The organism is Euryhalocaulis sp. (assembly GCF_013911995.1).
Lineage (GTDB): Bacteria > Pseudomonadota > Alphaproteobacteria > Caulobacterales > Maricaulaceae > Euryhalocaulis > Euryhalocaulis caribicus.
In genome coordinates this window covers 76,801-101,815 of record NZ_JACESD010000004.1, presented here as the reverse complement: position 1 = coordinate 101,815, position 25,015 = coordinate 76,801, and the positions used below count along the sequence as shown (strand labels likewise).

Genomic DNA, 25,015 nt, shown 5'->3' with positions numbered 1-25,015 from the left:
CCCAGATATTTGCGCGCCAGCGCGCGCAGCCGCTCCGGGCGCTCCAGATAGGCAATCTCCGCGCGAAGAACGGCGGTGGCCCGCCGCTCTTCCATGATTTCGACCTGCAGCATTTCCACGCGCTCTTTCGCATCCTGGGCTTCGGTCTTGGCGCGATAGAGCGCGACGGCCAGCACGCAGGCGAAAACCAGCGCAATCGTGTTGAGCGCGCGGATCATGACGCGCCTCCCAGTTCAAACACGCGCGGGGCGCGCGGCAGGAATGCGGAATCGTCGGCCTGCCAGGCGGGGGCGTCGGTGCGGATCGCGGCGCGCAGCTTGGCGGATCGGGCGCGCGGATTTTCATCCGTCTCGCGCTCGTCGGCTTCTTCCGCGCCACGATAGAGAAGGTTGAAGGACGGCGCCGGACCGTCCGCGTCCGGCATCGGGGCATGGCGGGAAACGCGGGCGTCGCCGCCGGAGCGATTGCGCAGGAATCGCTTCACGATGCGGTCTTCCAGCGAGTGAAAGCTGACCACGGCCAGACGTCCGGCGGGGTTGAGAATGCGCTCGGCCGCCTGCAAGCCGGCCAGCAGCTCGCCCAGCTCGTCATTCACATAGATGCGCAGCGCCTGGAAAACGCGCGTGGCCGGGTCGATCTTGGATTTCGGGTTCTTGCCGACCGCATCGCGCACGATGTCGGCCAGGCGCCCGGTCGTGGTGATCGGGGCCTGGGCCTGTTCGCGCTTGATCGCCTCGGCGGCGCGTCGGGCCTTCTTCTCCTCGCCATAGGCGCGGAAGATTGCGGTCAGGGCGCGGGCGTCCAGTTCGGCCACCACGTCCGCGGCGGTCGGCCCTTCATCGCTCATGCGCATGTCCAGCGGACCGTCGAAGCGGAAGGAGAAGCCGCGCTCGGCCTGATCGATCTGCATGGATGAGACGCCCAGATCCAGCGCCACGCCGTCCACGCCCTGCGACCCGGCGCGGGTCAGCAACTCGTCCATGGCGGAGAACGGCGCGATGAAAAGCTGGAACCTGCCGGGAAAAGCCTCGGCCAGCAGGTCGCCGTGTTTTGAAACGCTCGGGTCGCGGTCGAAGGCGATTACCTTGCAGTCCGCGCGGCCCAGAATGCCGCGCGAATAGCCGCCCGCGCCGAATGTGCCGTCCACATAGACGCCGCCGTCGCGCGGCTCCAGCGCCTCCAGAACCTCGGTCAGCATGACGGGGGCGTGACTCATTCCTCGTCCTCCTCGCCGCCGAACATTGCCGCCATTTCCGGATCGTCGATCAGGGAGGCCGCGCGGTCGCGCGCCTCGCCCATACGCTTCTCGTGCGCCTCGGCGCTCCAGATCTCGAACCGCGTGCCGCAGCCGACAAACATCACGCGCTTGTCGATCCCGGCATGCTCGATGAAGTCCCTGGGCAGGGTGACGCGGCCATTGGCGTCGAAGTCCAGACGCTTTGTGGCGCCCAGCACCGCCACTTCCATCGTGCGCCGCATGGGATCGAACCGCTTCAGCCGGCGAATATCCCTGGCGTAGCGGTCAATGAAGGCCTGCCCGCCGCCTTCCAGATACGGACCGTGGAAATGCGGGAATGTGTAAATCGCGGCCTGGGGATCGGTGGAAAGCTGGGCGCGGAAATCCGCCGGGACCGAAACCCGGTTCTTGGCGTCCAGCCCTGTCTCCGCCGTTGAAAGGAACATGCCCTTGAAAATCCCCCTGACCGGGCGCAGTTCGGCACCCTTCTGTCACCTAATGGGATAACATGGGAAATTATGGGAATACAAGTTTTTAAGTATTAACAGACTGAATCTAGGCACATGTTCACAGCAACCTGTTGATAATTTGTGCACAGGTCTGCAGAACATTAGATGAACATTTGAGAGAGAAGCGGTCAGACGGCCTGTAAGCCGGGTTCTGTCGAGGACGATCATTCATCTGGGACGCGCCTCGCGGCGCGCCTCGCGCGACCTACCCGGACAGCGGCGCGGATGCTCGCCCGGCCACTCAAGGCCCGCCGTCCCTACTTGGTCTTGCTCCAGGCGTGGCTTGCCATGCCGCCCCTGTTGCCAGGGGCGCGGTGCGCTCTTACCGCACCCTTTCACCCTTGCCGCGAACGAATCCGCGGCGGTCTGCTCTCTGCGGCGCTTTCCCTGGGATTGCTCCCGCCGGGCGTTACCCGGCGCCCCGCATCCGTGGAGCCCGGACTTTCCTCCCCGCAGCAAGCTGCGGAGCGACCGTCCGGCCGTCTGACCGGGAGCCTATGTCGGCGCGAAGGGCTTCCGCGTCAAGCGGTTAGCGACAGGGTGAGGAGCGCCTTCAGCCGCGCGCGCGTTTCCGCGTCCGCCGCGCCGGTTACGGCCTCGGGATAGAAATGGCGCTGGAAGGCGCGGGTCAGGTCTGCGGTCTCGCCTTCAAACTCGCCGTGGCCGGGCGGACAATATCCGTACGTGGCCAGGTCCATCTGGTATTCGGCCACCATCTCGCCCTCGTCGCCAAGGCCCAGCAGGCCGCCGGTGACGCCTTGCTCGCCCGGCCACAGTCCGATCCCCTCCTCCGCCAGCCGCGCCCATGGGAATTTCTCCCCCGGGTCCTGCTTGCGGGCGGGGGCCAGGTCCGAATGACCGATGACGTGGCTGGCCGGAATGGGATGGCGTTTCAGGATTTCCTTGCAGAGCGCGATCACGGCGACGATCTGCGGCTCGACAAAGTCCGGCAGGCCGAAATCATGCCCGCCATTCTGGATCTCGATGCCGATGGAGCGGGCGTTCACGTCCCGCTCGCCCTTCCAGCAGCCCGCGCCCGCGTGCCAGGCGCGTTTTTCCTCGGGCACCAGCTGGGAGATTGCGCCGTCTTCATCGACGAAATAATGCGCCGCGACCTTGGCCTCCGGGTCGCGCATCCGCGTCATGGAGGCCTCGCCGGTCTCCATGCCCGTATAATGCAGGACAAGAATATCTATCGGCGCGCCGTTCCGCTCGTCGAAATTCGGCGACGGCGCGTCCGCGATGGTCAGCGGCAATGTCTTGATCCCGCTAGTGGCCGAAGCGTCCGGCGGTGTCGACGGTCCAGCCCGAGGGGCCCTTGCGGGCGTCCAGAACGCCCGGCTCGTCATCGCCGCCATCCTTGCGGCCGCGTTTCAGCCACGCGAACAGATAGATCAGCGCGCCCAGCGTCATCAGCACGGCGGCCACCGCAAACGCGGCGACGGTCAGCAGCGCCGCGGCGCCCAGCGCCACGATCATCAGGCCGCCCATGATCACGGCCGCCGCCAGACGGCGCGCGCCGGACTTCAGGACGCCTTCACGGCTTGAAGAGATGAATCTTTGCATCAGTTTCTATCCGTCTTCGAGCCCCACCACGCCCAGTAATGTCGGGTGCGAAGGGCGCGGCGTCAATCTTTTGCGCTGGAATCGCCGCGCTCGGCCCGGATCTGGTCATAGGCCTCGTTGATGGCGGCCATCTTCTCGACCGCCAGGCGCTGCAGTTCCGCCGGGGCGCCGCGCGCGATCAGCGCGTCCGGATGGTTCTGCGCCGCCGCCCGGCGATAGGCGCGAACAAGGTCGCTGTCCGAGATATCCGGATCAACGCCCAGTATCAAATAGGGGTCGCCCGCCGCCAGCGGGTCGTGCCCGGCCCGGATGCGGCGAAATTCCCGCTCCGACAGGCCGAAAATCTCCGAGACCCGCTCAAGATACTCGATCTCGTCGCCGGTGATCGCCCCGTCCGCCTTGGCGATGTGGAACAGCCCGTCCAGCACGTCCTCCAGCACCGCCGGATAGGCGCGCCAGCGGTGCGCGACGCGGCCGGCATAGGCTTCAAAGCCCAGCGTGGTGCGGCGGAACAGGTTGAACAGGCGCGCCACGCCCGGCTGCGCCCGGCGGTTGGCGTGAAAGACTTCGGAGAACGCCTCGATCTCGTCGGGAGTCACCTGCCCGTCCGCCTTCGCCATCTTGGCGCCAAGCGCGATCAGGGCGGCTGCGATGTCGCCCTCCCGGACCGTCTGTCCGGGGATGTCTTCGGGCGTTTCCGGGCCGAACATGGCGCGGATCTGCCGTATCGCATCGGAGAGCTTGCTTCGCACCGACATAGCTGCCTTGATCGCCCCGACTGGCCTGCAGATCAAGACGGAGCGCAGATGACAAACGGTCGCTGGGAAATCTGGATCGACCGCGGGGGCACGTTCACGGACTTCGTGGCCCGCGCCCCCGATGGCGAAATGAAGACGCAGAAGCTGCTGTCCCAGAGCGACCGCTATACGGACAGCGCCTCCGAAGGCGTGCGCCGTTTGCTGGGATTGCGCGACGGCGAAGCGATCCCGGCGGACCGTATCGCGGCGGTGAAGATGGGCACGACCGTCGCCACCAACGCCCTGCTGGAGCGCAAGGGGCGGCCCACCTGTTTCATCACCAATGAAGGCTTCGGCGACGCCCTGAAAATCGGCGACCAGACAAGGCCCGACATCTTCGCCCTGCGAATCGACAAGCCAGCCCCGCTGCATTCCAGCGTGGCGGAGCTGGATACGCGCCGCCTGTCCGACGGCTCCGTCCTGCGCCCGCTGGACATGGATGCTGCGAGGTCCGCGCTTCAGGAGGCGCGCGATGCGGGCGCCAGGTCCGCCGCCATCTGCCTGATGCACGCCTATGACTGGGCGGCGGAAGAGGAAGAAAAACTGGCCGCGCTGGCCAGCGAGCTGGGCTTCGAGCATGTCTCCCGCTCTTCGGACGTCGACCCGCTGGTCAAATTCGTCCCGCGCGCCTCCACCACCGTCACGGACGCCTATCTTTCGCCCGTGCTGGCCGAACGCGTGGACGCGGTCGCGCAATCGCTTCAGGGCACGCCGCTATACTTCCTCACCTCCTCCGGGGGGCTTGCCGCCGCCGAAACATTCCGGGGCCGCGACGCCCTGCTTTCCGGCCCGGCCGGGGGCGTGGTCGGCATGGCGATGACGGCCAAGCGCGCCGGTTATCCCAAGGTGATCGGCTTCGACATGGGCGGCACCTCCTCCGACGTCTCGCGCTTTGACGGCGAGACGTTCGACCGCCGCTTCCAGACCGATATCGAGGGCTATGCCATTCGCGCGCCGATGATGGCGGTGCACACCGTGGCCGCCGGCGGCGGCTCCATCCTGACCTATGACAAGGGCCGCGCGCTGGCCGGACCGGAAAGCGCCGGCGCGGACCCCGGCCCCGCCGCCTATGGCCGCGGCGGCCCGGCGACCGTCACCGACGCCAACGCGGCGCTGGGCCGGATCGAACCGCGCTTCTTCCCCAGCGTCTTCGGCCGGGACGAGGACCAGCCTTTCGACGCCGAGGCCTCCCGCAAGGCGCTGGCCGGCCTTGCCGCGAAGATGGAAGCGGACGGGCCGGAAGCGGCCGCCGAGGGTTTCCTCGCCGTCGCCGTGGAGAACATGGCGCAGGCGATCAAGCACGTCTCGCTGGCGCAGGGCGTGAAGCCTTCCGACTATGCGCTGGCCGGGTTTGGCGGCGCGGCGGGACAGGTCGTCTGCCGCGTGGCCGAGGCCTTGGCCATGGAAACCGTGCTGATCCACCCGTTCGGCAGCGTCCTCTCCGCCTATGGCATTGGTCTGGCGCAGATCGAGGCGGCGCGGGAAGCCGCGCTTGAGATTGCACTGGACGATGACGGGCTTAAGACTGCGCTCGAGCGCGCACGCGACCTCGCGCAGGCCGCCAAAACCTCCGTCATTGACCAGCGCGCCGACGCCGACAGCGTGGAAACCCGTTTCGAGCTGCGCCTGCGCATGAAGGGGTCGGACACCGCCCTGCCCGTCTCCTTCACCGAAGGCGAAGGCGTCGCGCCGATCCGCGAGCGGTTCGAGGCGGACCACCAGCGTCTGTTCGGTTTTTCCGAACATGGCCGCACGGTGGAGATCGAGTCTCTCGCCGCCTACGCCGTGGGCGATCCGCCCGGCGCGGGCGCGGCCAATCCCCCGGCCCCGCCGGAGGGAAAACCCGAACAGGCCGACACCAGCCGCGCCTGGCTGGACGGCGAATGGACCGACATCCCGGTCTACCGGCTGGAGAAATTCGGAACGGGCGGCCCGGCGGCCGGCCCCGCCCTGATCGTTTCAGACCAGACGCAAATCTTCCTGGACGCCGGCTGGCGGGCCAAACGCCTGCCCGACGGAATGCTGGCGCTGGAGCATGTCGAGGCGATGCGGGCGGGTGAGACCGACCCCACCGTCGCCAATCCGGTGGATCTGGAGCTGTTCAACCGCCGCTTCATGTCGGTGGCCGAGGAAATGGGCGTGGTGCTGGAGCGCACGGCTTCCAGCGTGAACATCAAGGAGCGGCTGGACTTCTCCTGCGCCGTGTTCGACGCGGACGGCTCTCTGGTCGCCAATGCCCCGCACATGCCGGTGCATCTGGGCTCCATGTCGGCCAGCGTGCAATCGGCGCTGGAGGCCAACCCGGATATCGGGCCGGGCGATGCGGTGGCCGTGAACGCGCCCTATCAGGGCGGCACGCATTTGCCCGACGTCACCCTCGTCTCGCCCGTTCACGACCCGGACACGGGCGAGCGCCTGTTCTTCGTGGCCAGCCGCGGCCATCACGCCGATATCGGCGGCATCACGCCGGGCTCCATGCCCGCCTTCTCCAAGACGATCGACGAGGAAGGGGTCAGCTTCGACAATGTCCTGATCCGGCGCGGCGGAGAGCTGCTGGAGGACCGGATTCGAGAAATCCTGGGCGGCGGATCGCACCCGGCCCGCAACCCTGACCGCAACATGGCCGATATCCGCGCCCAGCTGGCCGCCTGCGCCCGCGGCGAACAGGCCCTGAACCGCCTGATCGCCGACCGCGGCAAGGACGTGGTCAAAGCCTATATGCGCCACGTCCGCGATAACGCGGAGGAAGCGGTGCGCCAGACCCTGGGCGCGCTGGAAAACGGCGAATTCGAGATCAGCCTGGACGATGGCGACATGATCCGCGTCGCGATCACCGTGGACCAGGACTCCCGCTCCGCCGTCATTGATTTCACCGGAACCAGCCCGCAGCGCAGCGACAATTTCAACGCCCCGGCCTCCGTGGCGCGGGCGGCTGTCCTCTATGTCTTCCGGTGCCTGGCGGGCGGCGGCATTCCGCTGAACGAGGGCTGCCTTGTTCCGCTGGATATCCGCATTCCGGACGGGTCCATGATCAATCCCAACCCGCCCGCCGCCGTGGTGGCCGGCAATGTGGAGACCAGCCAGATGATCGTGGACGCCCTGTTCGGCGCCACGCGGGCGCTGGCGGGCAGCCAGGGCACGATGAACAACCTCACCTTCGGCGATGGCCGTATGCAGTATTACGAGACAATCTGCGGCGGCGCGGGCGCGGGGGCCGAGTTCGACGGCGCCAGCGCCGTCCACACCCACATGACCAATTCCCGCCTGACCGACCCCGAAGTGATCGAGCGCCGCTTCCCCGTCCGCCTGGTCCGCCACGCCGTGCGCGAAGGCTCCGGCGGCCAAGGGCGTCAGAGCGGCGGCGACGGATCGGTGCGGGAGATCGAATTCGGCGCGGACATGACCGTTTCCCTGATCTCCTCGCATCGCGCGGTGCCGCCGCGCGGGCTGGATGGCGGCAAGGACGCGGCGCTGGGCAAGCAGCGCGTTATCCGGGCCGGCGGCGAGACGGAGGAGCTTGAAGGACGTTTCCGGATTGAGGTCTCGAAAGGCGACCGGCTGGTCATCGAGACGCCGGGCGGCGGCGGCTACGGTTCAGCCTGATTTGCGCCAGTCGATCACGCATTTGGAGGTGATCATCACCACGAAGAACCATTCCAGCGCGCTGGGCGAGAACAGAAGCGACTCCACATTGGAGGCCAGCAGCGTGGTCAGCAGATAGGGCAGCGCCAGATAGGCGCCGTTGGACCGCATCAGGGTCAACACCGCGGCGATCAGGCCCCACAGCATATAGGCGCCCTGCAGGATCAGCCCCGGCAGGCCCAGCATCAGCCACAGCTCCAGCCATGAGCTGTGCGCGTTATTGGGCCGGAAGCCGGCTTGCTGCACCACCCAGTTATAGGGCGCGGTGGGGTTATCTCCCTCCCAGAACGCCTCGAACCCGTAGCCCAGTATCGGGCGCTCCTTGATCCGCCACCAGACCGACTCCCAGATATCAGTGCGGCCCGTCAGGGTCAGGTCGCGGCCCATCAGCTGGACCAGCTGTTCGCGGAATATGAAGGCGGCGGCCCCCGCGGCCACCGCCACGATCAGGCCGCCATAGAGCGCCACCAGCGCCAGCGCCGCCCCGCGGCGGATAATCCACACCGCGATCACCATGCCGACGCCCAGAATGGCTGTGAGAAGCGCGGTCTTGGATGTAGACAGCAGCAACACCGCCAGGAAAAGGAAGGCCAGCACGCCGCTGGAGATCCGCGTTTTCGGATCGTGCGCGAACCGCGCCATGGCGAACGTGATGGCGATGGCCATGTGCCGGCCGGTCGAGTTCTTTTCGATCCAGGGGCCGGCCCAGGCCCCGATATGGGTTTCCTGCATCACGCCAAGCGAAGGCATGCCCAGCGCCAGCAACACGGTGAACACCGCCAGCCCGGCATACATCCAGAGGGCAATTTCAATCATGCGCCGCCAGGAATAGATGCCCGCGGCGGCAAACGCGCCCACCGCCCCGGCGGTGACCGTGACGCTCTGGATCAGGGAATCCTGCGCCGAAACGGACCAGCTGATGCTGGCATAGGCCCACAACAGCAACAGAAGCAGCGGCCAGGAGGCCAGCGCGCCGTTCAGCGTGGATTGCGGCCGCAGCAGCACCAGCGCCAGCGCCGCCCCCCAGATTGCCGCCCAGCTGAGCGGCAGCAGCGGCGAGGCGCCGCCCTGCAGCTTGATAATCATGCCCATCGGCGCCGAGGACAGGATCAGCATGATCGTCAGCAACGCCGCCATTTCCAGCGTGCGCAGCATGGCGCTGAACGCGGCGTCGCGTGGATCTCCGAACAGCGGAGATGGCGCGGGGCGCGATGGATGAACGGCGTCGGTCATGACCCGTCCTTATCGCGGAAGGCCCGCTAACCCTTCGTAAATCACGTTTGGCACGCCGCGTGCTTTCATAAATCCGTTATGAAAACGACACTCGGCATGACGCCCCTTGGCAGCGCGGGTTTGATGGCTTCGATCGGCGCTGTTCTGCTTTCCGCCGCGGCGGTCCGCATTGGCGGACTGGACGCCGTTCACGGCATGAATTTCAGCGAAAACTGGTTCGAGCATATTCAGCACGCCACACTTCTGGTCTGCGCGATCCTGTGCCTGGTCACGGCGTTCCGTAAAAAGCACTGGCTGTGGCTGCCCGGCGCAGCGTTTTTCCTTTTGCTGCTGGGCGAAGAACTGAACTGGGGACAGGAACTGTTGCTGTTCGAGACCCCGGAATCCATTGCCGCGGTCAACGCGCATGACGAGTTGAGCATCCACAATCTGGATATCCTGATCAGCTATTCGAAGCTGATCGGAATGGCGGTTTTCGGGACGTTTTTCATGGCCGCCAATGCGCTGATCGCCTTCGCGCGCCCCCGCGCCCTGCCCGCGCTGATGGCCTTTAACGGCCTGTTCGCGGCGTCCGTTATGACGCAATTCGCCGCCCGCGTGTTCGGATACGACTATCTGGCCTTGTTCGTGGTCGACGAAATGGCGGAATCGATGGTCTATCTGGGCGTTCTGGGCGGGCTGTTCCTGCTGCCGCGGGACCTCTGGGGCAGCGCGTGGGGACTGATTTCGGCGCTGAAGGCGCGGTTATTCGCCGTCCCGGCGGCCCCGGCCTGACCCTATCCTTCGAACGTGGCCGGGTGGGCCGGGTCTTCCAGCAGCTCCTTATAGACCGAATAGCTGAGCCGTTTCTGGACGAAACTCTCACCCGGATCGACCAGGGCGTGCCCCGCCATGGCCCGGCGCCCCAGCAACATGCGGTAGCGCATGGTGTCGCGATTGGTCAGGGTCACGTCCGCCAGCCAGCTATGCTTGCCGATATTGACCCGTGTGCGGATCACCACACGCTCTTCGGCGACGCCGTTTGAGCTGATGACGACCCGTTTATCGAACACAGGCGCTTCGCACTGGATGAAAATCTTGGGCCGCCGGGTGACCGGACGGGTCACGAAACGCACCCAGTCCTTGCCGTCCTTTTTGAATTCCTCGACCTCGTCGGCGTGCAGGGCGCTGGTTTTCGCGCCCGTGTCCACCTTGGCGCGGATCGCCGGGATGTGGAGATCGGGCAGCGCGCCCCATTCCAGCCAGCCAAAAACAAAATTCGTCGCGCTCATTTGCCGCCTTCCGAGACCTGGCTCAGCCAGCCTTGATAGTGAACCAGCCGCCCGATCCCGGGCAGGCCGATATCCACATCGAAGCAGAATCGCCCTTTTTCATCCTGATATTCGCGGGCGCGGCTGACAGGGGTCAACCAGACAGGCAGGGGAAGCCCCGCCATCCGCGCGCTTTCCAGCGCCAGTTCAACGCCGTTGCCCTCCTGCATCAGACGCATTTGCGCTTCGATCGCGCCCATTTTCTCCGCGACACGGCCCTCTCCCGGCGCGCCCTGCAAGCGGATCCGGGAGCGGTAAGACCGGCTTCCAAAGGTGCGGACCCAGTATTCACACGGCCCGGAGCGGTCGATTTCCAGCCGTACCGCGACCGATTCCGACGACAAAGGAAAGCCGAAAAGGTCCGAAACCGGTCCCGAAAGCGGGTGTTTTCCGCGCGTTACGGCTGCGTTTCCGGAAAAAACCGGCCGCCCCGGCGCGCTGTGCAGCGCCCGCCAGCCTGCCGGAAGCGCATCGAAACGCGGCCCCAAAGCGCGCGCATAGGCGCCCGGTTCAGACATAAAACCGGTCTTTCTGGTCCGCCGGCGGGACCATGCAGGTCTCCCGCTTGCCGAAAAGCCGGTAGCGATTGCTGGCGATCAGGTCGTAAAGCCATCCTGAAAGCGGCTCCGGAACCCAATCGGCGAGCGCAGCAGCGCGCCAGACGCCGCCCAGACGCCGCCCGACCACCGAAACCGTGCCTAGTTTCGCGTTCGCGACGCCCTGATCGATCACCAGATTGGTCTCAAAATCATCCGGGTCGAGCCCGTAATGGCGGTAAAGCGCCTGCCCCAGCGGCGACTGGGCGCTGGCGAACAGGAACGCTTCGTTTCGGTCATGGCGCAGAACGAAGCCGGCAAAGCCGCTGCACAGGACGCAAACGCCGTCAAAAACGATCAGCGGCCGGTCATCGGGAAAGTCCGGCACGGCCGGATCGTCCCGGAAGCTGTACGCAGGCCGGTCGAGTCGGGTCATGTCGGGAGCCGGTATGGCGCGTTTTGCGGCCCAAGACCCCGCCGCAAAACGCCGCACCGCCTCAATCGGCGGCGCTGGTATGGTCGTGGACGATCACCCAGTCGCCGTCGATGCGGCGGAAAATCAGGGTGAAAAGGCCGGTCGGATCATCGCCCTCCCGCACCACGGTCCAACGGCCAAAGGCCGTGGCCGCGTCTTCGCCCAGCACGTCGATGTCCAGATCGGTGAATTCCAGCCGGCCCATCTTCTCCGGCGTGTCATAGCGGGCGTGGTAGCGGGCCAGCGTTTCCGCCCAGCCCGTCGTCACGTCGCCGCCGCTGGCGAAGCGCAACTCCTCGCTGTTCCAGTAGCCGGTCATGAAGGCGTCGATATCGCCCTCATTCCAGGCCGCCTGCTGCCCGGTAATGACCGCTTCGATATCTTCAGCCGGCCCGGCCAGCGCCGCGGAGGGCGCAGCCAGAAGCGTTATGGCGAGAAGGAATGAGCGCATAATCTACTCCGCCGCTTGCGCCGCCGGTTGTTCGTCGGCGTGGGGATCATAGTCTAGATTGGAGCCGAGCCAACGCTCGGCCGTTTTCAGTTCCCAGCCCTTGCGCCTGGCGTAATCCTCCACCTGGTCGCGGCTGAGCTTGCCGACGGAGAAATAGCGCGCGTCCGGGTGCGAGAAATACATGCCCGAGACGCTGGCAGGCGGGTTCATGGCGTAGCTCTCGGTCAGCTCCACGCCCACATTTTCCGTGGCGTTCAGCAGGTCGAACAGCGTGCCCTTCTCCGTATGCTCCGGCTGGGCGGGATAGCCCGGCGCGGGGCGGATGCCCTGATAGGCTTCCTTGATCAGCTCGTTCGTCTCGAAATCCTCGTCCTCGGCATAGCCCCAGAACTCCTTGCGCACGCGCATATGCATGTATTCCGCAAAGGCTTCGGCCAGACGATCGGCCAGCGACTTCACCAGCAGTGAATTATAGTCGTCATTGGCGTCTTCGTATTTCTTCGCCGACTCCAGTTCGCCATGGCCGGCGGTGACGCAGAAGCCGCCAATCCAGTCCGTCTTGCCGCTGGATTTGGGCGCGACATAGTCCGACAGACAGCGGGAGGCCTTGCCCTCGCCCTTGTCGGCCTGCTGGCGCAGGCCGTGGAACGTGGCGATGGCCTCGTCCCGTTCGTCATCGCTTGCGTAGATCTGGATGTCGTCATTCTCGTCCGCATTGGCGGGCCAGATGGCGGCGACGCCTTTCAGCTTCAGCCACTCCTCTTCCTCCATGCGGTCGAGCATTTCCTCCGCGTCCTTCATCAGGTTGCGCGCGGCTTCGCCCTTGTTTTCGTCCTTCAGGATGTCGGGATAGCGGCCCTTGATGTCCCAGGCGGCAAAGAAGGGCGTCCAGTCGATGATCGGGCGCAGATCGCCGATCTTCAGGTCGTCGATCACGTGCACGCCCGGCTTTTTCGGCGCGGGCGGGTCATAGTGATCCCACTGAATATCGAATTTGCGCTTGCGCGCTTCCTCAAGACTGAGGCGCTTGCGCTTGCCTTTGGAGCGGGCGTGAACCTCGCGCGTCTTGTCGTAATCGGCGGCGATGTCATCGATATATTTCTGGCGGTCGTCTTGCGACAGCAGCGTGGACACCACGCCCACGGCGCGGCTGGCGTCAATCACGTGAATGGTCGGGCCCGCCTTGTAGGCCGGCTCGATCTTCACCGCCGTATGGGTGCGGGAGGTCGTGGCCCCGCCGATCAGCAGCGGCAGGTCATAGCCTTCCCGCTCCATGTCCGCGGCAACATTCACCATTTCGTCCAGGCTCGGCGTGATCAGGCCGGACAGGCCGATAATATCGGCGCCGATTTCCTTGGCCTTTTTGAGGATTTTCTCGGACGGCACCATGACGCCCATATCGGTGATCTCGTAGCCGTTACATTGCAGCACGACGCCGACGATATTCTTGCCGATATCGTGCACGTCGCCTTTGACCGTAGCCAGCACGACGCGGCCCTTCGGCTCCTCGGCCAGGCCCAGCTCCTCGCGCTCCTTCTCCATGAAGGGCGTCAGATGGGCGACGGCCTGTTTCATCACGCGGGCCGATTTCACGACCTGCGGCAGGAACATCTTGCCCGCGCCGAACAGGTCGCCGACGACGTTCATGCCGTCCATCAGCGGACCTTCGATGACGTGCAGCGGGCGCTCTGCGTTCTGGCGCGCTTCCTCTGTGTCCTCGACGACATATTCATTGATGCCGCGGACCAGCGCGTGCTCCAGCCGCTTTTCGACCGGCCATTCGCGCCATTCCAGATTCTTCTTGTCGTCCTTCTTGCCGCCGCCGGAGTCGCGGTATTCCTCCGCCGTTTCCAGCAGGTTTTCGGTTGCCTCCTCGCTGCGGTTGAGGATCACGTCCTCGCACAGTTCGCGCAGCTTGGGGTCGATATCGTCATAGATATCCAGCTGGCCGGCATTGACGATGCCCATGTCCATGCCCGCCTCGATGGCGTGCTTGAGGAAGACCGAGTGCATGGCCCGGCGCACGGGTTCATTGCCGCGGAAGGAGAAGGAGATATTGGAAACACCGCCTGAAATATGGGCGTGCGGACAGGCTTCCTTGATCTCCCGAGTCGCCTCGATGAAGGCGTTGGCGTAGTCGTTATGCTCCTCGATCCCCGTCGCGATGGCGAAGATGTTGGGGTCGAAAATGATGTCTTCCGGCGGGAAGCCGACCTGCTCGGTCAGAATCTTGTAGGCGCGCTTGCAGATCTCGACCTTGCGCTCTTTCGTGTCCGCCTGGCCTTCCTCGTCAAAGGCCATGACCACGACCGCCGCGCCGTAACGCAGGCATTTCTTGGCTTCCTCGATGAAGCCTTCCTCGCCCTCCTTCATGGAGATGGAGTTCACGATGGCCTTGCCCTGAACGCATTTCAGGCCGGCCTCGATCACTGTCCATTTCGACGAGTCGATCATGATCGGAACGCGGGCAATGTCCGGTTCGGAGGCGATCAGCTTGAGGAAATGCGCCATGGCGGCCTCTGAATCCAGAAGGCCGGCGTCCATGTTCACGTCGATGATCTGGGCGCCGTTCTCCACCTGCTGGCGGGCGACTTCCAGCGCCGTGTCGTAATCCTCGTTCTCGATAAGCTTGCGGAAGCGCGCGGAGCCGGTGACGTTGGTCCGCTCGCCGATATTGATGAAACTCGAAGCCGATTGGCTCATGGTCGAAGCCCTCCTTGAGGGTCTCGTGTGAAAATCCTTGGCGTTCCGCGCGACGATCAGGCCGCGGCGGTGAACGGCTCCAGCCCGGACAGGCGCATCGCGACCTCTTTTTCCGGAATGCTGCGCGGCGAGTGACCTTTGACCGCCTCCGCGATGGCGCGGATATGGTCCGGCGTTGTGCCGCAGCACCCGCCCACGGCGTTGATCAGGCCGCGCTTGGCCCAGCGGCCCAGCTGTTCGGACATCGCCTCGGGCGACTCGTCATATTCGCCCATCTCGTTGGGCAGGCCAGCATTGGGATAGGCGTGGACCAGACAGTCCGCGGCGCGCGACAGGTCGGCCAGGAACGGCTCCATGTCGTCGGCGCCCAGCGCGCAGTTCAGGCCGACCATCAGCGGTTTGACGTGACGGATGGAATGCCAGAACGCCTCCACCGTCTGGCCGGACAGCGTGCGGCCGGACTTGTCGGTGATGGTGCCGGAGAGAACCGTCGGAATATGCTCTCCGATCTCCTCTTCCAGCTCCATGATCGCGGCGATGGCGGCCTTGGCGTTCAGCGTGTCGAAGATCGTCTCCACGACGAAGAAATCGACATCGCCCTCGGCCAGCGCGCGGGCCTGCGCCTTGTAGACGTCTTTCAGATAGTCGAACGAGATTTCGCGATATTCCGGCTTGTTCACGTCCGGCGACAGGGACAGCGTCTTGTTGGTCGGCCCGATGGAGCCGGCGACGAAACGCGGCTTGTCCGGGGTTTCCTCGGTCATCTTGTCGGCCGCTTCGCGATTGATTTTCGCGGCGTTCAGATTGATCTCGTGGACGTGCGGTTCGCACTCATAATCGGCCTGGCTGATCTCGGTCGCGCTGAACGTGTTGGTCAGGATGATATCGGCGCCGGCCTCCATATAGGCGCGCGCGATTTCCTTCAGCGCCTCGGGACGGGAAATCGACAGGATGTCGTTATTGCCCTTCAGGTCGCAGGGGTGATCGGTGAACTTGTCGTTGCGGAAATCGTCTTCGGTGAAGCCGTAATCCTGGATCATGGTGCCCCAGGCGCCATCGAAGATCAGGATGCGCTCTTTCGCGATTTCGCGGAATTTTTCGATGCGTTCCTTGCGGTTCATTCTGCGGCCTCCTTCATGGGTCGCCGCTGGACCTGCTGCTTCATCCCCAGCACGCGGCAGGTCGCGTAGGCCAGGTCAGCGCGGTTCAGCGTGTAGAAGTGAAATTCGTTGAAGCCCTCGGCCTGCAGGGTGGCGCAGAACTCCGCCGCGATGGAGGCGGCCAGGAGCTGGCGCGTGTCCTTGTCCTCGTCGAGGCCCTCATAAAGCGTGTCGTACCATTCCGGGATCTTCGCCCCGCACATGCCGGCCATCTTCTTCAGGCCGTTGAAATTGGGCTGCAGCATCACGCCCGGCACGATGGGAATCTCGATACCGGCCTTGCGGCAGCGGTCATGGAACTGGATGAAGCATTCGGCGTCGAAGAAGAATTGCGTGATCGCGCGGTCGGCCCCGGCGTCGATCTTCTGCTTCAGGACGTCGATCTCGTGATCCATGTGCGGCGATTCGGGATGCACTTCCGGATAGGCCGCGACGCTGACCTCGAAATCGCCAATCGCCTTGATGCCCTTCACCAGCTCCGTGGCGTTCTTGTAGCCTTCCGGATGGGCGACGAACTTGTCGTCGATGCCGCCCGCCGGGTCGCCGCGCAGGGCGACGATGTGGCGGATTCCGGCCTCCCAGTAATCCTTCACCACCGCGTCCACCTCGGCTTTCGAGGCGTCGACGCAGGTCAGATGGGCGGCGGGCGTCAGCGTGGTCTCGTCCTTGATCCGCTTCACCGTGCGGTGCGTGCGGTCGCGGGTGGAGCCGCCGGCGCCATAGGTCACCGACACGAAACGCGGATTCAGCGTTTCCAGCTTGCGGATCGCGTCCCACAGACGCTCCTCCGCCTTGTCGGTCTTGGGCGGAAAGAACTCGAAGGATACGTCGGGCCGTCCGCGATCCTCGACGGCGGCGAGGGCGACAGGTCCAAGGTCAGTCATTAAGCAGTCTCCATCTCGGCGTCGGCCGAGGCTTTGAATGTCCAGAGTTTGACGGTCAGGCGTTCGCCCGAGCCCGTCGGCCGCAGGGACTTTTTCTTCATCGGAATAAGGCCCGCGGCCTTGCTCCATTCGCTGATTTCCTGATCGGAAAAGCCGAGGCGCCGGTGCTGGTGCTCGGTGCGCAGGAATTCCAGCTGATGCGGCGCGAAATCGACGATCAGCAAGATGCCGCCCGGCGTCATGACGCGGGCCGCTTCAGTCAGGGCGTGACCGGGGTCGTAGAGATAGTGAAGCACCTGGTGAATGGTCACCAGATCGGCCGAATTGTCCTCGAACGGCAGGGCGTAAAGATCGGCCTGCTGGATCGAGACATGGCCCGCCTCGGCGCGGCTCAGGTTCGCGCGCGCGACGCTGAGCATGTCGCGATTGATATCGACGCCGACGCCGCGCTTGATCTGGCTGGCGAACAGCTCCAGCACGCGGCCGGTGCCGGTGCCGATATCCACCATGTAATTGAAGTTCCGGTTGCCGGTCAGGGCGCGCATGGCGTCTTCCACGGCGTCTTCGGAAAGATGCAGGGCGCGAATGCGGTCCCAGTCGTCGGCGACCTGCTCGAAATAGCGGTCGGCGTTTTCGGCGCGATGCGCCTTGACCATCTCCAGCCGCTCCAGATCCCGCCGCAGGACGGCGTCATCTTCCGGCAGGTTCGCGGTAACCGCATCCACCAGGCGGCGCGAGGGGCTGTCCGCGTCGGACAGGCGATAGAATACCCAGGCGCCTTCCGGGATGCGGTGAACCAGACCTGCTTCCGACAGCAGCTTGATATGGCGGCTGACGCGCGGCTGGCTCTGGCCCAGAATCTGGACGATTTCGCTCACCGTCAGCTCTCCCCGGCCCAGGAGGGCGAGGATGCGCAGGCGCGTTGGCTCTCCGGCGGCGCGCAATGTGGCAATCAAACGGTCCATTCCGGTCCTTGTTGCGTCTAGGGATATAAAGATATCTTTATATGATTATCGCGCAAGCCCGGATCGTGGGATAAAACACCTGTTCAATGGTCATTTTTCGGCCCCGATCTGCATGTGATAATCTGCAATATCAGTCGTCTCCGGCGCCTTTCCCGCCGTTGGCGCGTTTGAAGTATGGAGCCATGAGACAGTCCCGTTCGATATCGCTATTATGCTGCGCCGCCGCCATGTGCGGAGCGACGGCTTGCGCCTCGTCCACACAGCATGACGTCGCCTATGGCGACCCGCTGGAGCGGGTAAACCGGCCGATTCACGGTCTTAACGAGACCGTTTCGGAGCGCGTGGTCGCGCCCGTGGCCAATCGAGTGGACGGCACAATGTCCGATGACGCGGAGTCGGGCACGAACAACACCGTGCACCACATCAAGAACGTGTTTTCCAATCTGGGCGAACCGACCAACGCCTTGAACGGCGCGCTGCAGGCCGAACCGGCGACGGTCGGGGTGGCGGCCTCGCGCTTTGCAATCAATTCCACGGTGGGCGTGCTGGGCATTTTCGATGTCGCCGACGCCATCCACCTGCACGAGCGGCGCGAGGATTTCGGCCAGACCATGGGCAAATGGGGCACAGCCCCCGGCCCCTACATGGTTGCGCCGCTGGGCGGCTCCACCAATGTCCGCGACTTTTCAGGCGGCGTGGTGGACGGGCTGATGAACCCGGTTCGCCTGCCCGGGGCGCTGTCGGCCGCCAAGATGGGGGTCAACGCCGTCGACACGATGGACGAAGCCCAGACTGTCGCCGCCCGGCCCGATGATGAAGACGGTTACATGAAGGACCGGCGGGCCTATGAGCAGGCGCGGTCCGACGAGATCATGAATATCGACCACATCGCGCATGAGCGCCGCGAAGTGGAGATCGAGCACCGCTACGGCGCGCGCCCGGAAACGCCGGAGCGGCCCTGAATCTTTCGGCGGCTGTCGGGTCTTGCCCGCCGCCTTTTCCCTGTGCTGCGACGCCTTGAACACCATTTGCCAGGGACTTGAAAGATGGCCGCCACGAACCCCCAGCTCGACAAATCCTTCCAACAGGCAGAGCGATGGAAGGGCGAGGCTGACACGCTGCGCCAGATCCTCCTCGATTGCGGGCTGACCGAAGAGCTGAAATGGGGAAAGCCCTGCTACAGTTTCGAGGGCGGCAACATCGCCATTATCCAGCGCATGAAAGACCATCTGGCGCTGATGTTCTTCAAGGGCGCGCTTCTGGACGATCCCGGCGGCCTGCTGCACGCGCCCGGCCCCAATTCCCGCCACGGGCGGCGCCTGCACTTTACCAGCGCCGAGGACGTCTCCGGACGCAAAGGCGCAATCCAGGGCTTCGTGACAGCGGCGATCGCGGCCGAGAAAGCAGGCCTTGAGCTGGACGCCGCGCCGGAGCCTGAACTGCCTGACGAGCTTGTCGATTGCTTCGATGAGGATCCCGATTTCAGGGCCGCGTTCGAGGCGCTGACGCCCGGCCGCCAACGCGGCTATATCCTGCACTTCTCTGGCGCCAGGAAATCCGAAACGCGGACGGCGCGGATCGAGAAACACCGGCAACGCATCTTCGATGGCAAGGGCATGCACGACCGCTGAGCGGCCACCGGCGGCGGGAAGGCTAGGCCGGGTCCAGGCCGAGCTTGCGTTCCACGCGGGTCAGCCAGTCGCGGATTTTCGGATAGGGTTGAAGATCAAACCCGCCCTCCGGCGCGACCCGCGTATAGGCGGCCAGCGCGATGTCGGCGAGGCTGAGCGAGGCCGGCGCGAAATAATCGTGTTTGCCCAGCTGGCCTTCCATCAGGCTCAGCGCGGCCTCGCCCCTTTTCATCAGAGCGGGGTCGATCTCGCTATCGGGCTTGCCGAGATATTTTTTCTGGAAGCGCCGCACCGCAATGGCCGGTTCGTGGCTGTACTGTTCCCAGAACAGCCATTCGAACATCTTGGCGCGGGCGAACGCATCGCCCGGGATCAGGTCAGAGCCTTCCGCCAGGAACAGCATGATGGCGTTGGATTGCGCCAGATGCCCGCCGCCGTCCGTGAAGACCAGGCAGGGAACCTGCCCGGCCGGATTGATCGCCAGAAACTCCGCGCTTTTCGTGTAGCCCGACGTGACGTCGACCTCGCGCCATTCGTAATCGCGGCCGAGATAATCGGCGACCCATCTGGGCTTGAGGCAATTGCCGCTGCCAGAGTCGCCGTAGAGGATCATCGCGCCCGCCGCCTTACCGGCTGAATTTCTGGAATTTCAGGCGCTTGGGGATTTCCGCCGCGGGACCCAGGCGCCGCTTCTTGTCTTCCTCATAGTCCTGGAAATTGCCCTCGAACCACTCGACATGGCTGTCGCCCTCAAAGGCCAGGATATGGGTGGCGATGCGGTCCAGGAAAAAGCGGTCATGGCTGATGATAACAGCGCAGCCGGCATAGTCTTCCAGCGCGGTTTCCAGGGCGCTCAGCGTTTCCACGTCCAGATCATTGGTCGGTTCGTCAAGCAGCAGCAGGTTGGCGCCGGACTTCAGCGTCTTGGCCAGATGCACGCGGTTGCGCTCCCCGCCGGACAGCTTGCCGACCGGCTTCTGCTGGTCGCCGCCCTTGAAGTTGAACCAGGAGACATAGCCGCGCGACTGCACTTCACGGCCCGCCAGATCGATGATGTCATTGCCGCCGGAAATCTCTTCCCAGACCGTCTTGGCCGGATCCAGCGCGTCGCGCGACTGGTCCACATAGCCCAGCTTCACGGTTTCGCCGACGCGAAGCGATCCCTCGTCCGGCTCATCCTGCCCGGTCATCATGCGGAACAGCGTCGTCTTGCCCGCCCCGTTCGGCCCGATCACGCCGACAATGCCGCCCGGCGGCAGTTTGAAATCCAGATTGTCGATCAGCAGCCGGTCGCCAAAGCCTTTTTTAAGGTTCTCGGCCTCGACCACCAGATCGCCAAGGCGCGGCCCGGACGGAATCTGGATTTGCGCGGTTGTGACCGCTTCCTTGTCCGCCTTGTTGCGCAATTCCTCATAGGCGCTGATCCGCGCCTTGGACTTGGTCTGGCGGGCCTTGGGCGAAGACCGGATCCAGTCCAGTTCGCGCTCCAGCTGCTTGGTGCGGGCTTCCTTCTCGCGCCCTTCCTGCACCATGCGTTTCTGCTTCTGCTCCAGCCAGGCGGAGTAATTGCCCTCGTAAGGCACGCCGTGGCCGCGATCCAGCTCCAGCGTCCAGCCCGTGATATTGTCCAGGAAATAGCGGTCATGGGTCACCAGAATGACCGAGCCCGGATAATCGACCAGGAAATGCTCAAGCCACGCCACTGATTCAGCGTCCAGATGGTTAGTCGGTTCGTCCAGCAGGATCAGGTCCGGCTTGGCCAGCAGCAGCCGGCACAGCGCCACGCGGCGGCGCTCCCCGCCCGACAGACGCGTCACATCGGCGTCAGGGTCGGGGCAGCGCAGGGCCTCCATCGCCATCTCGATCTTGGAATCGATGTCCCAGGCGTCCTTGGCGTCGATGTCCTCCTGCAACGCCGTCATCTTCTCCATCAGCTCGTCGGTGTAATCCTCGGCGAGCTGCATGGAGATGGCGTTGTATTCGTCGAATAGCTGCTTGTCGGCCGATCCCTCTATGACGTTCTCCCAGACCGTCTTGGAGGGGTCGAGCTCGGGCTCCTGAGGCAGATAGCCGGCGGTCGCGCCGTCCGCGATGCGCGCCTCGCCGTTAAACTCGGTGTCCACGCCCGCCATGATGCGCAGCAGGGTGGATTTACCCGAACCGTTGGTGCCGACAACGCCGATCTTGGCGTCGGGGAAGAAGCTGAGCGAGATGCCGTCCAGAACCTTCTTGGACCCGTAGGTCTTGGACATCTGGTGCATCTGGAAAATGTACTGGTAGGAGGCCATGAATCGTCCCGATCACGTGAAAAGGCGCGGAAAGAGCGCCTTCTAACGAGCCGGACGATGTGAAGCAATCAGGGTTAGCGGCGGCGCGGCCCGCCGGTGTCTATCCCGCCTTGGCCAGCGGCGACGCCCCGTTCGTGACCTTGCCGAGCGTGGCGAACAGTTTCTCCGGCTCGATCGGCTTGGTCAGATAGGCGTTGGCGCCCGCCTCCATGCCCGCGCGCTGTTCCTCGGGCATGGCGGAGGCGGACAGCATGACAATCGGCGTGGCGGCGTTGCTGCCGCCGCCATTGCGGATTTCACGCGCCGCCTGCAGGCCGTCCATTACCGGCATGTGCACATCCATCAGGATCACGTCGAAGCGTTCGACGGAGGCCGCCTCCACCGCCTTTTCGCCGTTCTGGGCGATGGACAGCGTATGATTGGCGCCTTTGAGGAAAGCCTCGATCACTTGCTGGTTCACCGGGTTGTCCTCGGCCACCAGTACGGAGAGGGAAGCGTCTGAATCCGTCACCGCCGTCGCGCAGGCGCCCGCGGCCCGGGTTTCGCCATTCCATTCCACGACCGCGGAAACGATGCTGAGGGTAAAGGTCGCGCCCTCGCCCGGCGTCGATTCCACGTCGATCTCGCCATTCATCAGGCGCGCCAGACGGCGGCAAATGGTCAGGCCCAGCCCCGTGCCGCCAAAGCGGCGGGTGATGGAGTCATCCGCCTGGGTGAAGGGCTGGAACAGGCGCTGCTGCACGTCGGTGGTAATGCCCGGCCCGCTATCGGATATGGCCAGGCTGACTTTGGCCTTGCCGCCGTCCAGCGCCTCCGCGCCGGCCCGGATAACCACGCCGCCGCTTTCGGTAAACTTGATGGCGTTGGACAGCAGATTATTGAGAACCTGATTGATGCGCGTCGGATCGCCGACAATGCGGGTTGGCAGCTCTCCCGCCTCGAGGGTCAGGGTCAGCGCCTTCTCTTCGGCCATCGGCCGCCACATCTCGCACGCGCCGGCCAGAAGCTCCGGCAGGTCGATCTCGATCGATTCCAGCGTCATGCCTTCCGCTTCGATCTTCGACAGGTCCAGCACATCGTTCAGGATGCCCAGAAGCGAAGACCCGGAGGATTTCAGCATTTTCACAAGCTTGTGCTGGGAGTCGTCCAGTTCGCTGGCTTCCAGCAATTGCGCGCCGCCCAGAACGCCGTTCAGCGGGGTGCGGATTTCATGGCTGACCATGGCCAGGAAGGACGACTTCGCGCGGTTCGCCGACTCCGCGGCGTCGCGCGCCTTGCGCAACTCGCCGATCAGCCGGTCCTGTTCAAGCTGCGACTCGATGATCCGGCGATGCGAGAGATGCAGGTGGAAGATTGTATGACCGATGGTCAGCGCCAGCGCCGCCAGCGCGGCGAAATACAACACCATCTCCATGCCGCGGAACGTCAGAAGCCCCAGGACCACGGCTGTCAAAGCGTAAGGGCTGGATACCCAGATGGCGCGTTTTGGCGATCCGCGAAACTGCGTGATGACCAGGAAGAAACCGGCGGCGACCAGAGCCAGGGCTGCGGGCTTTCCCGCGGGATGGCCCGACAACCAGACCATGATGGGCGATATCGCCCAGACCGCGCTCGTCGCGGCGGCGATGGCGGTGTACCATTCGCCGAATACGCCCTGCGTGTTTCGCCCGTCCTTTCGCCGGCCTATGCCTTTTTCGACATGGCCGCGAAACAGGCCGAACAGGATGGTGAAAACAAACCAGACCAGCGCAGGGAGCCAGCCGGCGGCCGCCGCAACGGGCAAGGCCCATGCGGTGATATAGACATATCGGAGATGCTGGCTTTGCAGAGTCGTCGAAATCGACCACTGCTTCGCCGCCCGATCTGCCTCGACCAGAGTCCGTTTAAGCACCATTTTCCTCTCCCAAACCGCGCGGGAGAATGACGGGCGCGCGTAAACATATGCTTGATGACCGGCCTGAATTCCGGGGTTTTTCTAAAATTTGACAAAAAAATTACAATCCCGAGGTGACACAGACGTATTCTTGCGCCACTCAAAAGGCTTTCAGAACGGCACGATGAGAAATTGCTGTTCCCGCAACTGCTTTTCCCGGTCGCGGTAATCGGGGGTCAGCCCCGCCACCACGCTCCAGAACGCCGCAGAGTGATTGGGCTCGACCAGATGCGCCGCCTCATGCGCGCAGACATAGTCTATCAGGCGTTCCTCCGCCCCGATCAGCCGCCAGTTCATGCGGATCACGCCGCTGGAATCGCAACTGCCCCAACGGCGCTCCTGCTGCCGGACGATGAGCTTGGGCGCGGGCTTTCCAAGAGCGCGGGCGTGCCCGGCCAGAAGCGGCGCATAGACCTGTTCGGCCTGCCGCTTGTACCAGCGCGTCAGGGCGCGTTTGACCGTCGCGGCGCGCAATTCGCCGGCCAGGTCCGGATCGACGCGGACGGTCAGCACATCGCCGTCGCGCTCCACCTGCGTGCGCACGCCCTTGTCCAGATCAATCACGCGCAGGCCCAGCTCCCGCCCCAGAAAGGGCAGGGCGTCGCCAGTCGCATAGGCGGGTGCGGGGCGCTGCGGACGCGCCCGCCAGGCGGTCAGCTTTTCTGTGATCCAGCTTTCCCGCTGGCGCAGGGCGCGTTCGATCCGTCCGACCCTGACATGGTCCGGCGCGCGGACGGACAGGCCATGCTGGTCAATCTGAAACCCTATGGTCCGCCGGCGCGCGCTGCGCTTCAGCGTATAGGGCAACTCCTGCCCGTTCAGGACTATGGTTCGCGACTCGCTCACGCGGAAAGCCTAGCCTGAAAGTCAGGCGTTCAGCAGGCCTGCGCAGATCGCCTCCAGTCCGGCGCGGTCTTCCGCGTCAAAGGCGTCAGGGTCCGTGGAATCGACATCCAGCACCGCGGCCACGCGCCCTCCGGCGTCCATGACGGGGGTGACGATCTCCGACCGCGTGCGGGAGTCGCAGGCGATATGGCCCGGAAAGGCCTCGACATCGGCGACAATCACCGTCTCGCGCCGCTCCGCCGCCGTTCCGCACACGCCTTTGCCGACCGGAATGCGCAGGCAGCCCAACGTGCCCTGATAGGGACCGACCACCAGCTGCGCAGGATCCTCCGGATCGACGACGTAAAACCCGGTCCAGTAATAGTGATCGAACGCCTCGCTCAGCAGGCAGGCGGCGGTCGCGTAGCGCGCCGTCTGGTTGCGCTCGCCCTCCAGAACCGCATCGATTTCGCGTTTCAGACGGGCATAGGTTTCGGTTTTCGTCTCGGCGGGCATCAGCGACCTCTTCTTGAATTCCAGAGGCATATAGGCGCCGATCGCCGGGATAAAAACGGCACGCCGCACGTTAGGGCTTCCTGGCAAGCGCCCAATCAAGGAGACTATCCATTGGAGCTGGTTGAAATTGCACGCTGGCTGGCGACCGGCACGGGGATTTGCGCGGCCATCGCCGTGGCCATGAAGCTGGGTCCGAAGATAACCGGAATCGGCTTTCTGGTTTTCCTGGTATCTTCGGTAAGCTGGATGGTGGCGGGTTATCTGGACGACATGCCGCCGCTGATCCTGCAGAACGCCGTGCTGACGGTTATCAATATCATTGGCGTTTACCGCTGGCTGATCGTGAAGTCCTGA

General features: G+C 64.5%; 23 protein-coding genes, 1 other RNA gene and 1 pseudogene. 5 read left to right on the top strand and 20 right to left on the bottom strand.

Annotated elements, in window-relative coordinates:
• The 7 genes from ftsL to H2040_RS02070 all read right to left on the bottom strand — a co-directional run.
• Positions 1–218: cell division protein FtsL (gene ftsL / locus H2040_RS02100; protein ID WP_287153983.1), on the bottom strand; the 218-nt coding region annotated here is incomplete at its 3' end.
• Positions 215–1,216, bottom strand: a complete 1,002-nt coding sequence (gene rsmH / locus H2040_RS02095; protein ID WP_287153981.1) for a 16S rRNA (cytosine(1402)-N(4))-methyltransferase RsmH — start codon at positions 1,214–1,216, stop codon at positions 215–217. The genes rsmH and ftsL, both read right to left, overlap by 4 nt.
• A complete protein-coding gene (locus H2040_RS02090) occupies positions 1,213–1,683 on the bottom strand; it encodes a division/cell wall cluster transcriptional repressor MraZ (RefSeq protein WP_287153979.1) in 471 nt (156 codons plus the stop codon). The genes rsmH and H2040_RS02090 overlap by 4 nt, the downstream gene beginning before the upstream one ends.
• A 187-nt stretch (positions 1,684–1,870) precedes the next feature.
• Positions 1,871–2,233, bottom strand: an RNA gene (rnpB, locus tag H2040_RS02085) — RNase P RNA component class A.
• 34 nt (positions 2,234–2,267) lie between these two features.
• The gene (locus H2040_RS02080; RefSeq protein WP_287153977.1) at positions 2,268–3,002 is read right to left on the bottom strand and encodes an N-acetylmuramoyl-L-alanine amidase; all 735 of its coding nucleotides are present in this window, start codon (positions 3,000–3,002) and stop codon (positions 2,268–2,270) included.
• A gap of 13 nt (positions 3,003–3,015) precedes the next feature.
• On the bottom strand, positions 3,016–3,312 hold the full coding sequence (locus H2040_RS02075) for a hypothetical protein (RefSeq protein WP_287153975.1): 297 nt from the start codon (positions 3,310–3,312) through the stop codon (positions 3,016–3,018).
• A 62-nt stretch (positions 3,313–3,374) separates the two neighbouring features.
• Positions 3,375–4,070, bottom strand: a complete 696-nt coding sequence (locus H2040_RS02070) for a J domain-containing protein (protein WP_022696460.1) — start codon at positions 4,068–4,070, stop codon at positions 3,375–3,377.
• 48 nt (positions 4,071–4,118) lie between these two features.
• Here H2040_RS02070 and H2040_RS02065 point away from each other — a divergent pair, with 48 nt between their 5' ends.
• The gene (locus H2040_RS02065; RefSeq protein WP_287153972.1) at positions 4,119–7,712 is read left to right on the top strand and encodes a hydantoinase B/oxoprolinase family protein; all 3,594 of its coding nucleotides are present in this window, start codon (positions 4,119–4,121) and stop codon (positions 7,710–7,712) included.
• Here H2040_RS02065 and H2040_RS02060 read toward each other — a convergent pair.
• Complete coding sequence (locus tag H2040_RS02060; RefSeq protein WP_287153970.1) at positions 7,704–8,984, bottom strand: O-antigen ligase family protein; 1,281 nt, start codon at positions 8,982–8,984, stop codon at positions 7,704–7,706. The two genes, H2040_RS02065 and H2040_RS02060, sit on opposite strands and share 9 nt — an antisense overlap.
• Positions 8,985–9,062: 78 nt before the next feature.
• Between H2040_RS02060 and H2040_RS02055 the strand changes: the two genes are divergently transcribed.
• The gene (locus tag H2040_RS02055) at positions 9,063–9,758 is read left to right on the top strand and encodes a hypothetical protein (RefSeq protein WP_287153968.1); all 696 of its coding nucleotides are present in this window, start codon (positions 9,063–9,065) and stop codon (positions 9,756–9,758) included.
• Between the two features lie 2 nt (positions 9,759–9,760).
• Here the strand turns inward: H2040_RS02055 and H2040_RS02050 are convergent, their stop codons facing one another.
• The 7 genes and pseudogenes from H2040_RS02050 to H2040_RS02015 form a co-directional block, all read right to left on the bottom strand.
• A complete protein-coding gene (locus H2040_RS02050; RefSeq protein ID WP_022696456.1) occupies positions 9,761–10,255 on the bottom strand; it encodes an ATP-dependent zinc protease family protein in 495 nt (164 codons plus the stop codon).
• A complete protein-coding gene (locus H2040_RS02045) occupies positions 10,252–10,812 on the bottom strand; it encodes a DUF4166 domain-containing protein (protein ID WP_287153966.1) in 561 nt (186 codons plus the stop codon). Before H2040_RS02045 ends, H2040_RS02050 begins: the two co-directional genes overlap by 4 nt.
• Positions 10,805–11,266 carry a thiol-disulfide oxidoreductase DCC family protein gene (locus tag H2040_RS02040; protein ID WP_287153964.1) on the bottom strand — a complete coding sequence of 154 codons (462 nt, stop codon included), beginning with the start codon at positions 11,264–11,266 and terminating at the stop codon, positions 10,805–10,807. Before H2040_RS02040 ends, H2040_RS02045 begins: the two co-directional genes overlap by 8 nt.
• 61 nt (positions 11,267–11,327) lie before the next feature.
• The gene (locus H2040_RS02035; RefSeq protein ID WP_287153962.1) at positions 11,328–11,756 is read right to left on the bottom strand and encodes a YybH family protein; all 429 of its coding nucleotides are present in this window, start codon (positions 11,754–11,756) and stop codon (positions 11,328–11,330) included.
• Positions 11,757–11,759: 3 nt separating this feature from the next.
• A pseudogene (metH, locus tag H2040_RS02030) lies at positions 11,760–15,580 on the bottom strand (methionine synthase).
• On the bottom strand, positions 15,577–16,503 hold the full coding sequence (metF, locus tag H2040_RS02020; RefSeq protein ID WP_287153955.1) for a methylenetetrahydrofolate reductase [NAD(P)H]: 927 nt from the start codon (positions 16,501–16,503) through the stop codon (positions 15,577–15,579). Before metF ends, metH begins: the two are co-directional and overlap by 4 nt.
• Entirely contained in the window at positions 16,503–17,468 is a 966-nt protein-coding gene (locus H2040_RS02015) for an ArsR/SmtB family transcription factor (protein WP_287153953.1), read from the bottom strand. The genes metF and H2040_RS02015 overlap by 1 nt, the downstream gene beginning before the upstream one ends.
• Before the next feature lie 182 nt (positions 17,469–17,650).
• On the opposite strand from H2040_RS02015, the gene H2040_RS02010 reads away from it, so the two are divergent.
• Positions 17,651–18,430 (top strand): MlaA family lipoprotein, encoded by a 780-nt coding sequence (locus H2040_RS02010; protein WP_287153951.1) that lies wholly within the window; start codon positions 17,651–17,653, stop codon positions 18,428–18,430.
• An 84-nt stretch (positions 18,431–18,514) separates the two neighbouring features.
• On the top strand, positions 18,515–19,099 hold the full coding sequence (locus tag H2040_RS02005) for a YdeI/OmpD-associated family protein (RefSeq protein WP_287153949.1): 585 nt from the start codon (positions 18,515–18,517) through the stop codon (positions 19,097–19,099).
• Positions 19,100–19,121: 22 nt separating this feature from the next.
• Here the strand turns inward: H2040_RS02005 and H2040_RS02000 are convergent, their stop codons facing one another.
• The 5 genes from H2040_RS02000 to msrC form a co-directional block, all read right to left on the bottom strand.
• Positions 19,122–19,712, bottom strand: coding sequence for a glutathione S-transferase family protein (locus tag H2040_RS02000; RefSeq protein WP_287153947.1), 591 nt, complete (start codon positions 19,710–19,712; stop codon positions 19,122–19,124).
• Positions 19,713–19,725: 13 nt separating this feature from the next.
• A complete protein-coding gene (ettA, locus tag H2040_RS01995) occupies positions 19,726–21,387 on the bottom strand; it encodes an energy-dependent translational throttle protein EttA (RefSeq protein ID WP_287153945.1) in 1,662 nt (553 codons plus the stop codon).
• A gap of 100 nt (positions 21,388–21,487) precedes the next feature.
• Positions 21,488–23,281 (bottom strand): ATP-binding protein, encoded by a 1,794-nt coding sequence (locus H2040_RS01990; protein WP_287153943.1) that lies wholly within the window; start codon positions 23,279–23,281, stop codon positions 21,488–21,490.
• Positions 23,282–23,431: 150 nt separating this feature from the next.
• On the bottom strand, positions 23,432–24,166 hold the full coding sequence (locus H2040_RS01985; RefSeq protein ID WP_287153941.1) for a M48 family metallopeptidase: 735 nt from the start codon (positions 24,164–24,166) through the stop codon (positions 23,432–23,434).
• 21 nt (positions 24,167–24,187) lie between these two features.
• Entirely contained in the window at positions 24,188–24,661 is a 474-nt protein-coding gene (gene msrC / locus H2040_RS01980; protein WP_353844768.1) for a free L-methionine (R)-S-oxide reductase MsrC, read from the bottom strand.
• Between the two features lie 111 nt (positions 24,662–24,772).
• On the opposite strand from msrC, the gene H2040_RS01975 reads away from it, so the two are divergent.
• Positions 24,773–25,015 carry a hypothetical protein gene (locus H2040_RS01975; RefSeq protein WP_022696444.1) on the top strand — a complete coding sequence of 81 codons (243 nt, stop codon included), beginning with the start codon at positions 24,773–24,775 and terminating at the stop codon, positions 25,013–25,015.

Coding starts and splice junctions, on each gene's coding strand:
- rsmH (WP_287153981.1), bottom strand. CDS start 1,216: ATGAGTCACGCCCCCGTCATGCTGACCGAGGTTCTGGAGGCGCTGGAG.
- H2040_RS02090 (WP_287153979.1), bottom strand. CDS start 1,683: ATGTTCCTTTCAACGGCGGAGACAGGGCTGGACGCCAAGAACCGGGTT.
- H2040_RS02075 (WP_287153975.1), bottom strand. CDS start 3,312: ATGCAAAGATTCATCTCTTCAAGCCGTGAAGGCGTCCTGAAGTCCGGC.
- H2040_RS02070 (WP_022696460.1), bottom strand. CDS start 4,070: ATGTCGGTGCGAAGCAAGCTCTCCGATGCGATACGGCAGATCCGCGCC.
- H2040_RS02065 (WP_287153972.1), top strand. CDS start 4,119: ATGACAAACGGTCGCTGGGAAATCTGGATCGACCGCGGGGGCACGTTC.
- H2040_RS02060 (WP_287153970.1), bottom strand. CDS start 8,984: ATGACCGACGCCGTTCATCCATCGCGCCCCGCGCCATCTCCGCTGTTC.
- H2040_RS02055 (WP_287153968.1), top strand. CDS start 9,063: ATGAAAACGACACTCGGCATGACGCCCCTTGGCAGCGCGGGTTTGATG.
- H2040_RS02050 (WP_022696456.1), bottom strand. CDS start 10,255: ATGAGCGCGACGAATTTTGTTTTTGGCTGGCTGGAATGGGGCGCGCTG.
- H2040_RS02045 (WP_287153966.1), bottom strand. CDS start 10,812: ATGTCTGAACCGGGCGCCTATGCGCGCGCTTTGGGGCCGCGTTTCGAT.
- H2040_RS02040 (WP_287153964.1), bottom strand. CDS start 11,266: ATGACCCGACTCGACCGGCCTGCGTACAGCTTCCGGGACGATCCGGCC.
- H2040_RS02035 (WP_287153962.1), bottom strand. CDS start 11,756: ATGCGCTCATTCCTTCTCGCCATAACGCTTCTGGCTGCGCCCTCCGCG.
- metF (WP_287153955.1), bottom strand. CDS start 16,503: ATGACTGACCTTGGACCTGTCGCCCTCGCCGCCGTCGAGGATCGCGGA.
- H2040_RS02015 (WP_287153953.1), bottom strand. CDS start 17,468: ATGGACCGTTTGATTGCCACATTGCGCGCCGCCGGAGAGCCAACGCGC.
- H2040_RS02010 (WP_287153951.1), top strand. CDS start 17,651: ATGAGACAGTCCCGTTCGATATCGCTATTATGCTGCGCCGCCGCCATG.
- H2040_RS02005 (WP_287153949.1), top strand. CDS start 18,515: ATGGCCGCCACGAACCCCCAGCTCGACAAATCCTTCCAACAGGCAGAG.
- H2040_RS02000 (WP_287153947.1), bottom strand. CDS start 19,712: ATGATCCTCTACGGCGACTCTGGCAGCGGCAATTGCCTCAAGCCCAGA.
- ettA (WP_287153945.1), bottom strand. CDS start 21,387: ATGGCCTCCTACCAGTACATTTTCCAGATGCACCAGATGTCCAAGACC.
- H2040_RS01990 (WP_287153943.1), bottom strand. CDS start 23,281: ATGGTGCTTAAACGGACTCTGGTCGAGGCAGATCGGGCGGCGAAGCAG.
- msrC (WP_353844768.1), bottom strand. CDS start 24,661: ATGCCCGCCGAGACGAAAACCGAAACCTATGCCCGTCTGAAACGCGAA.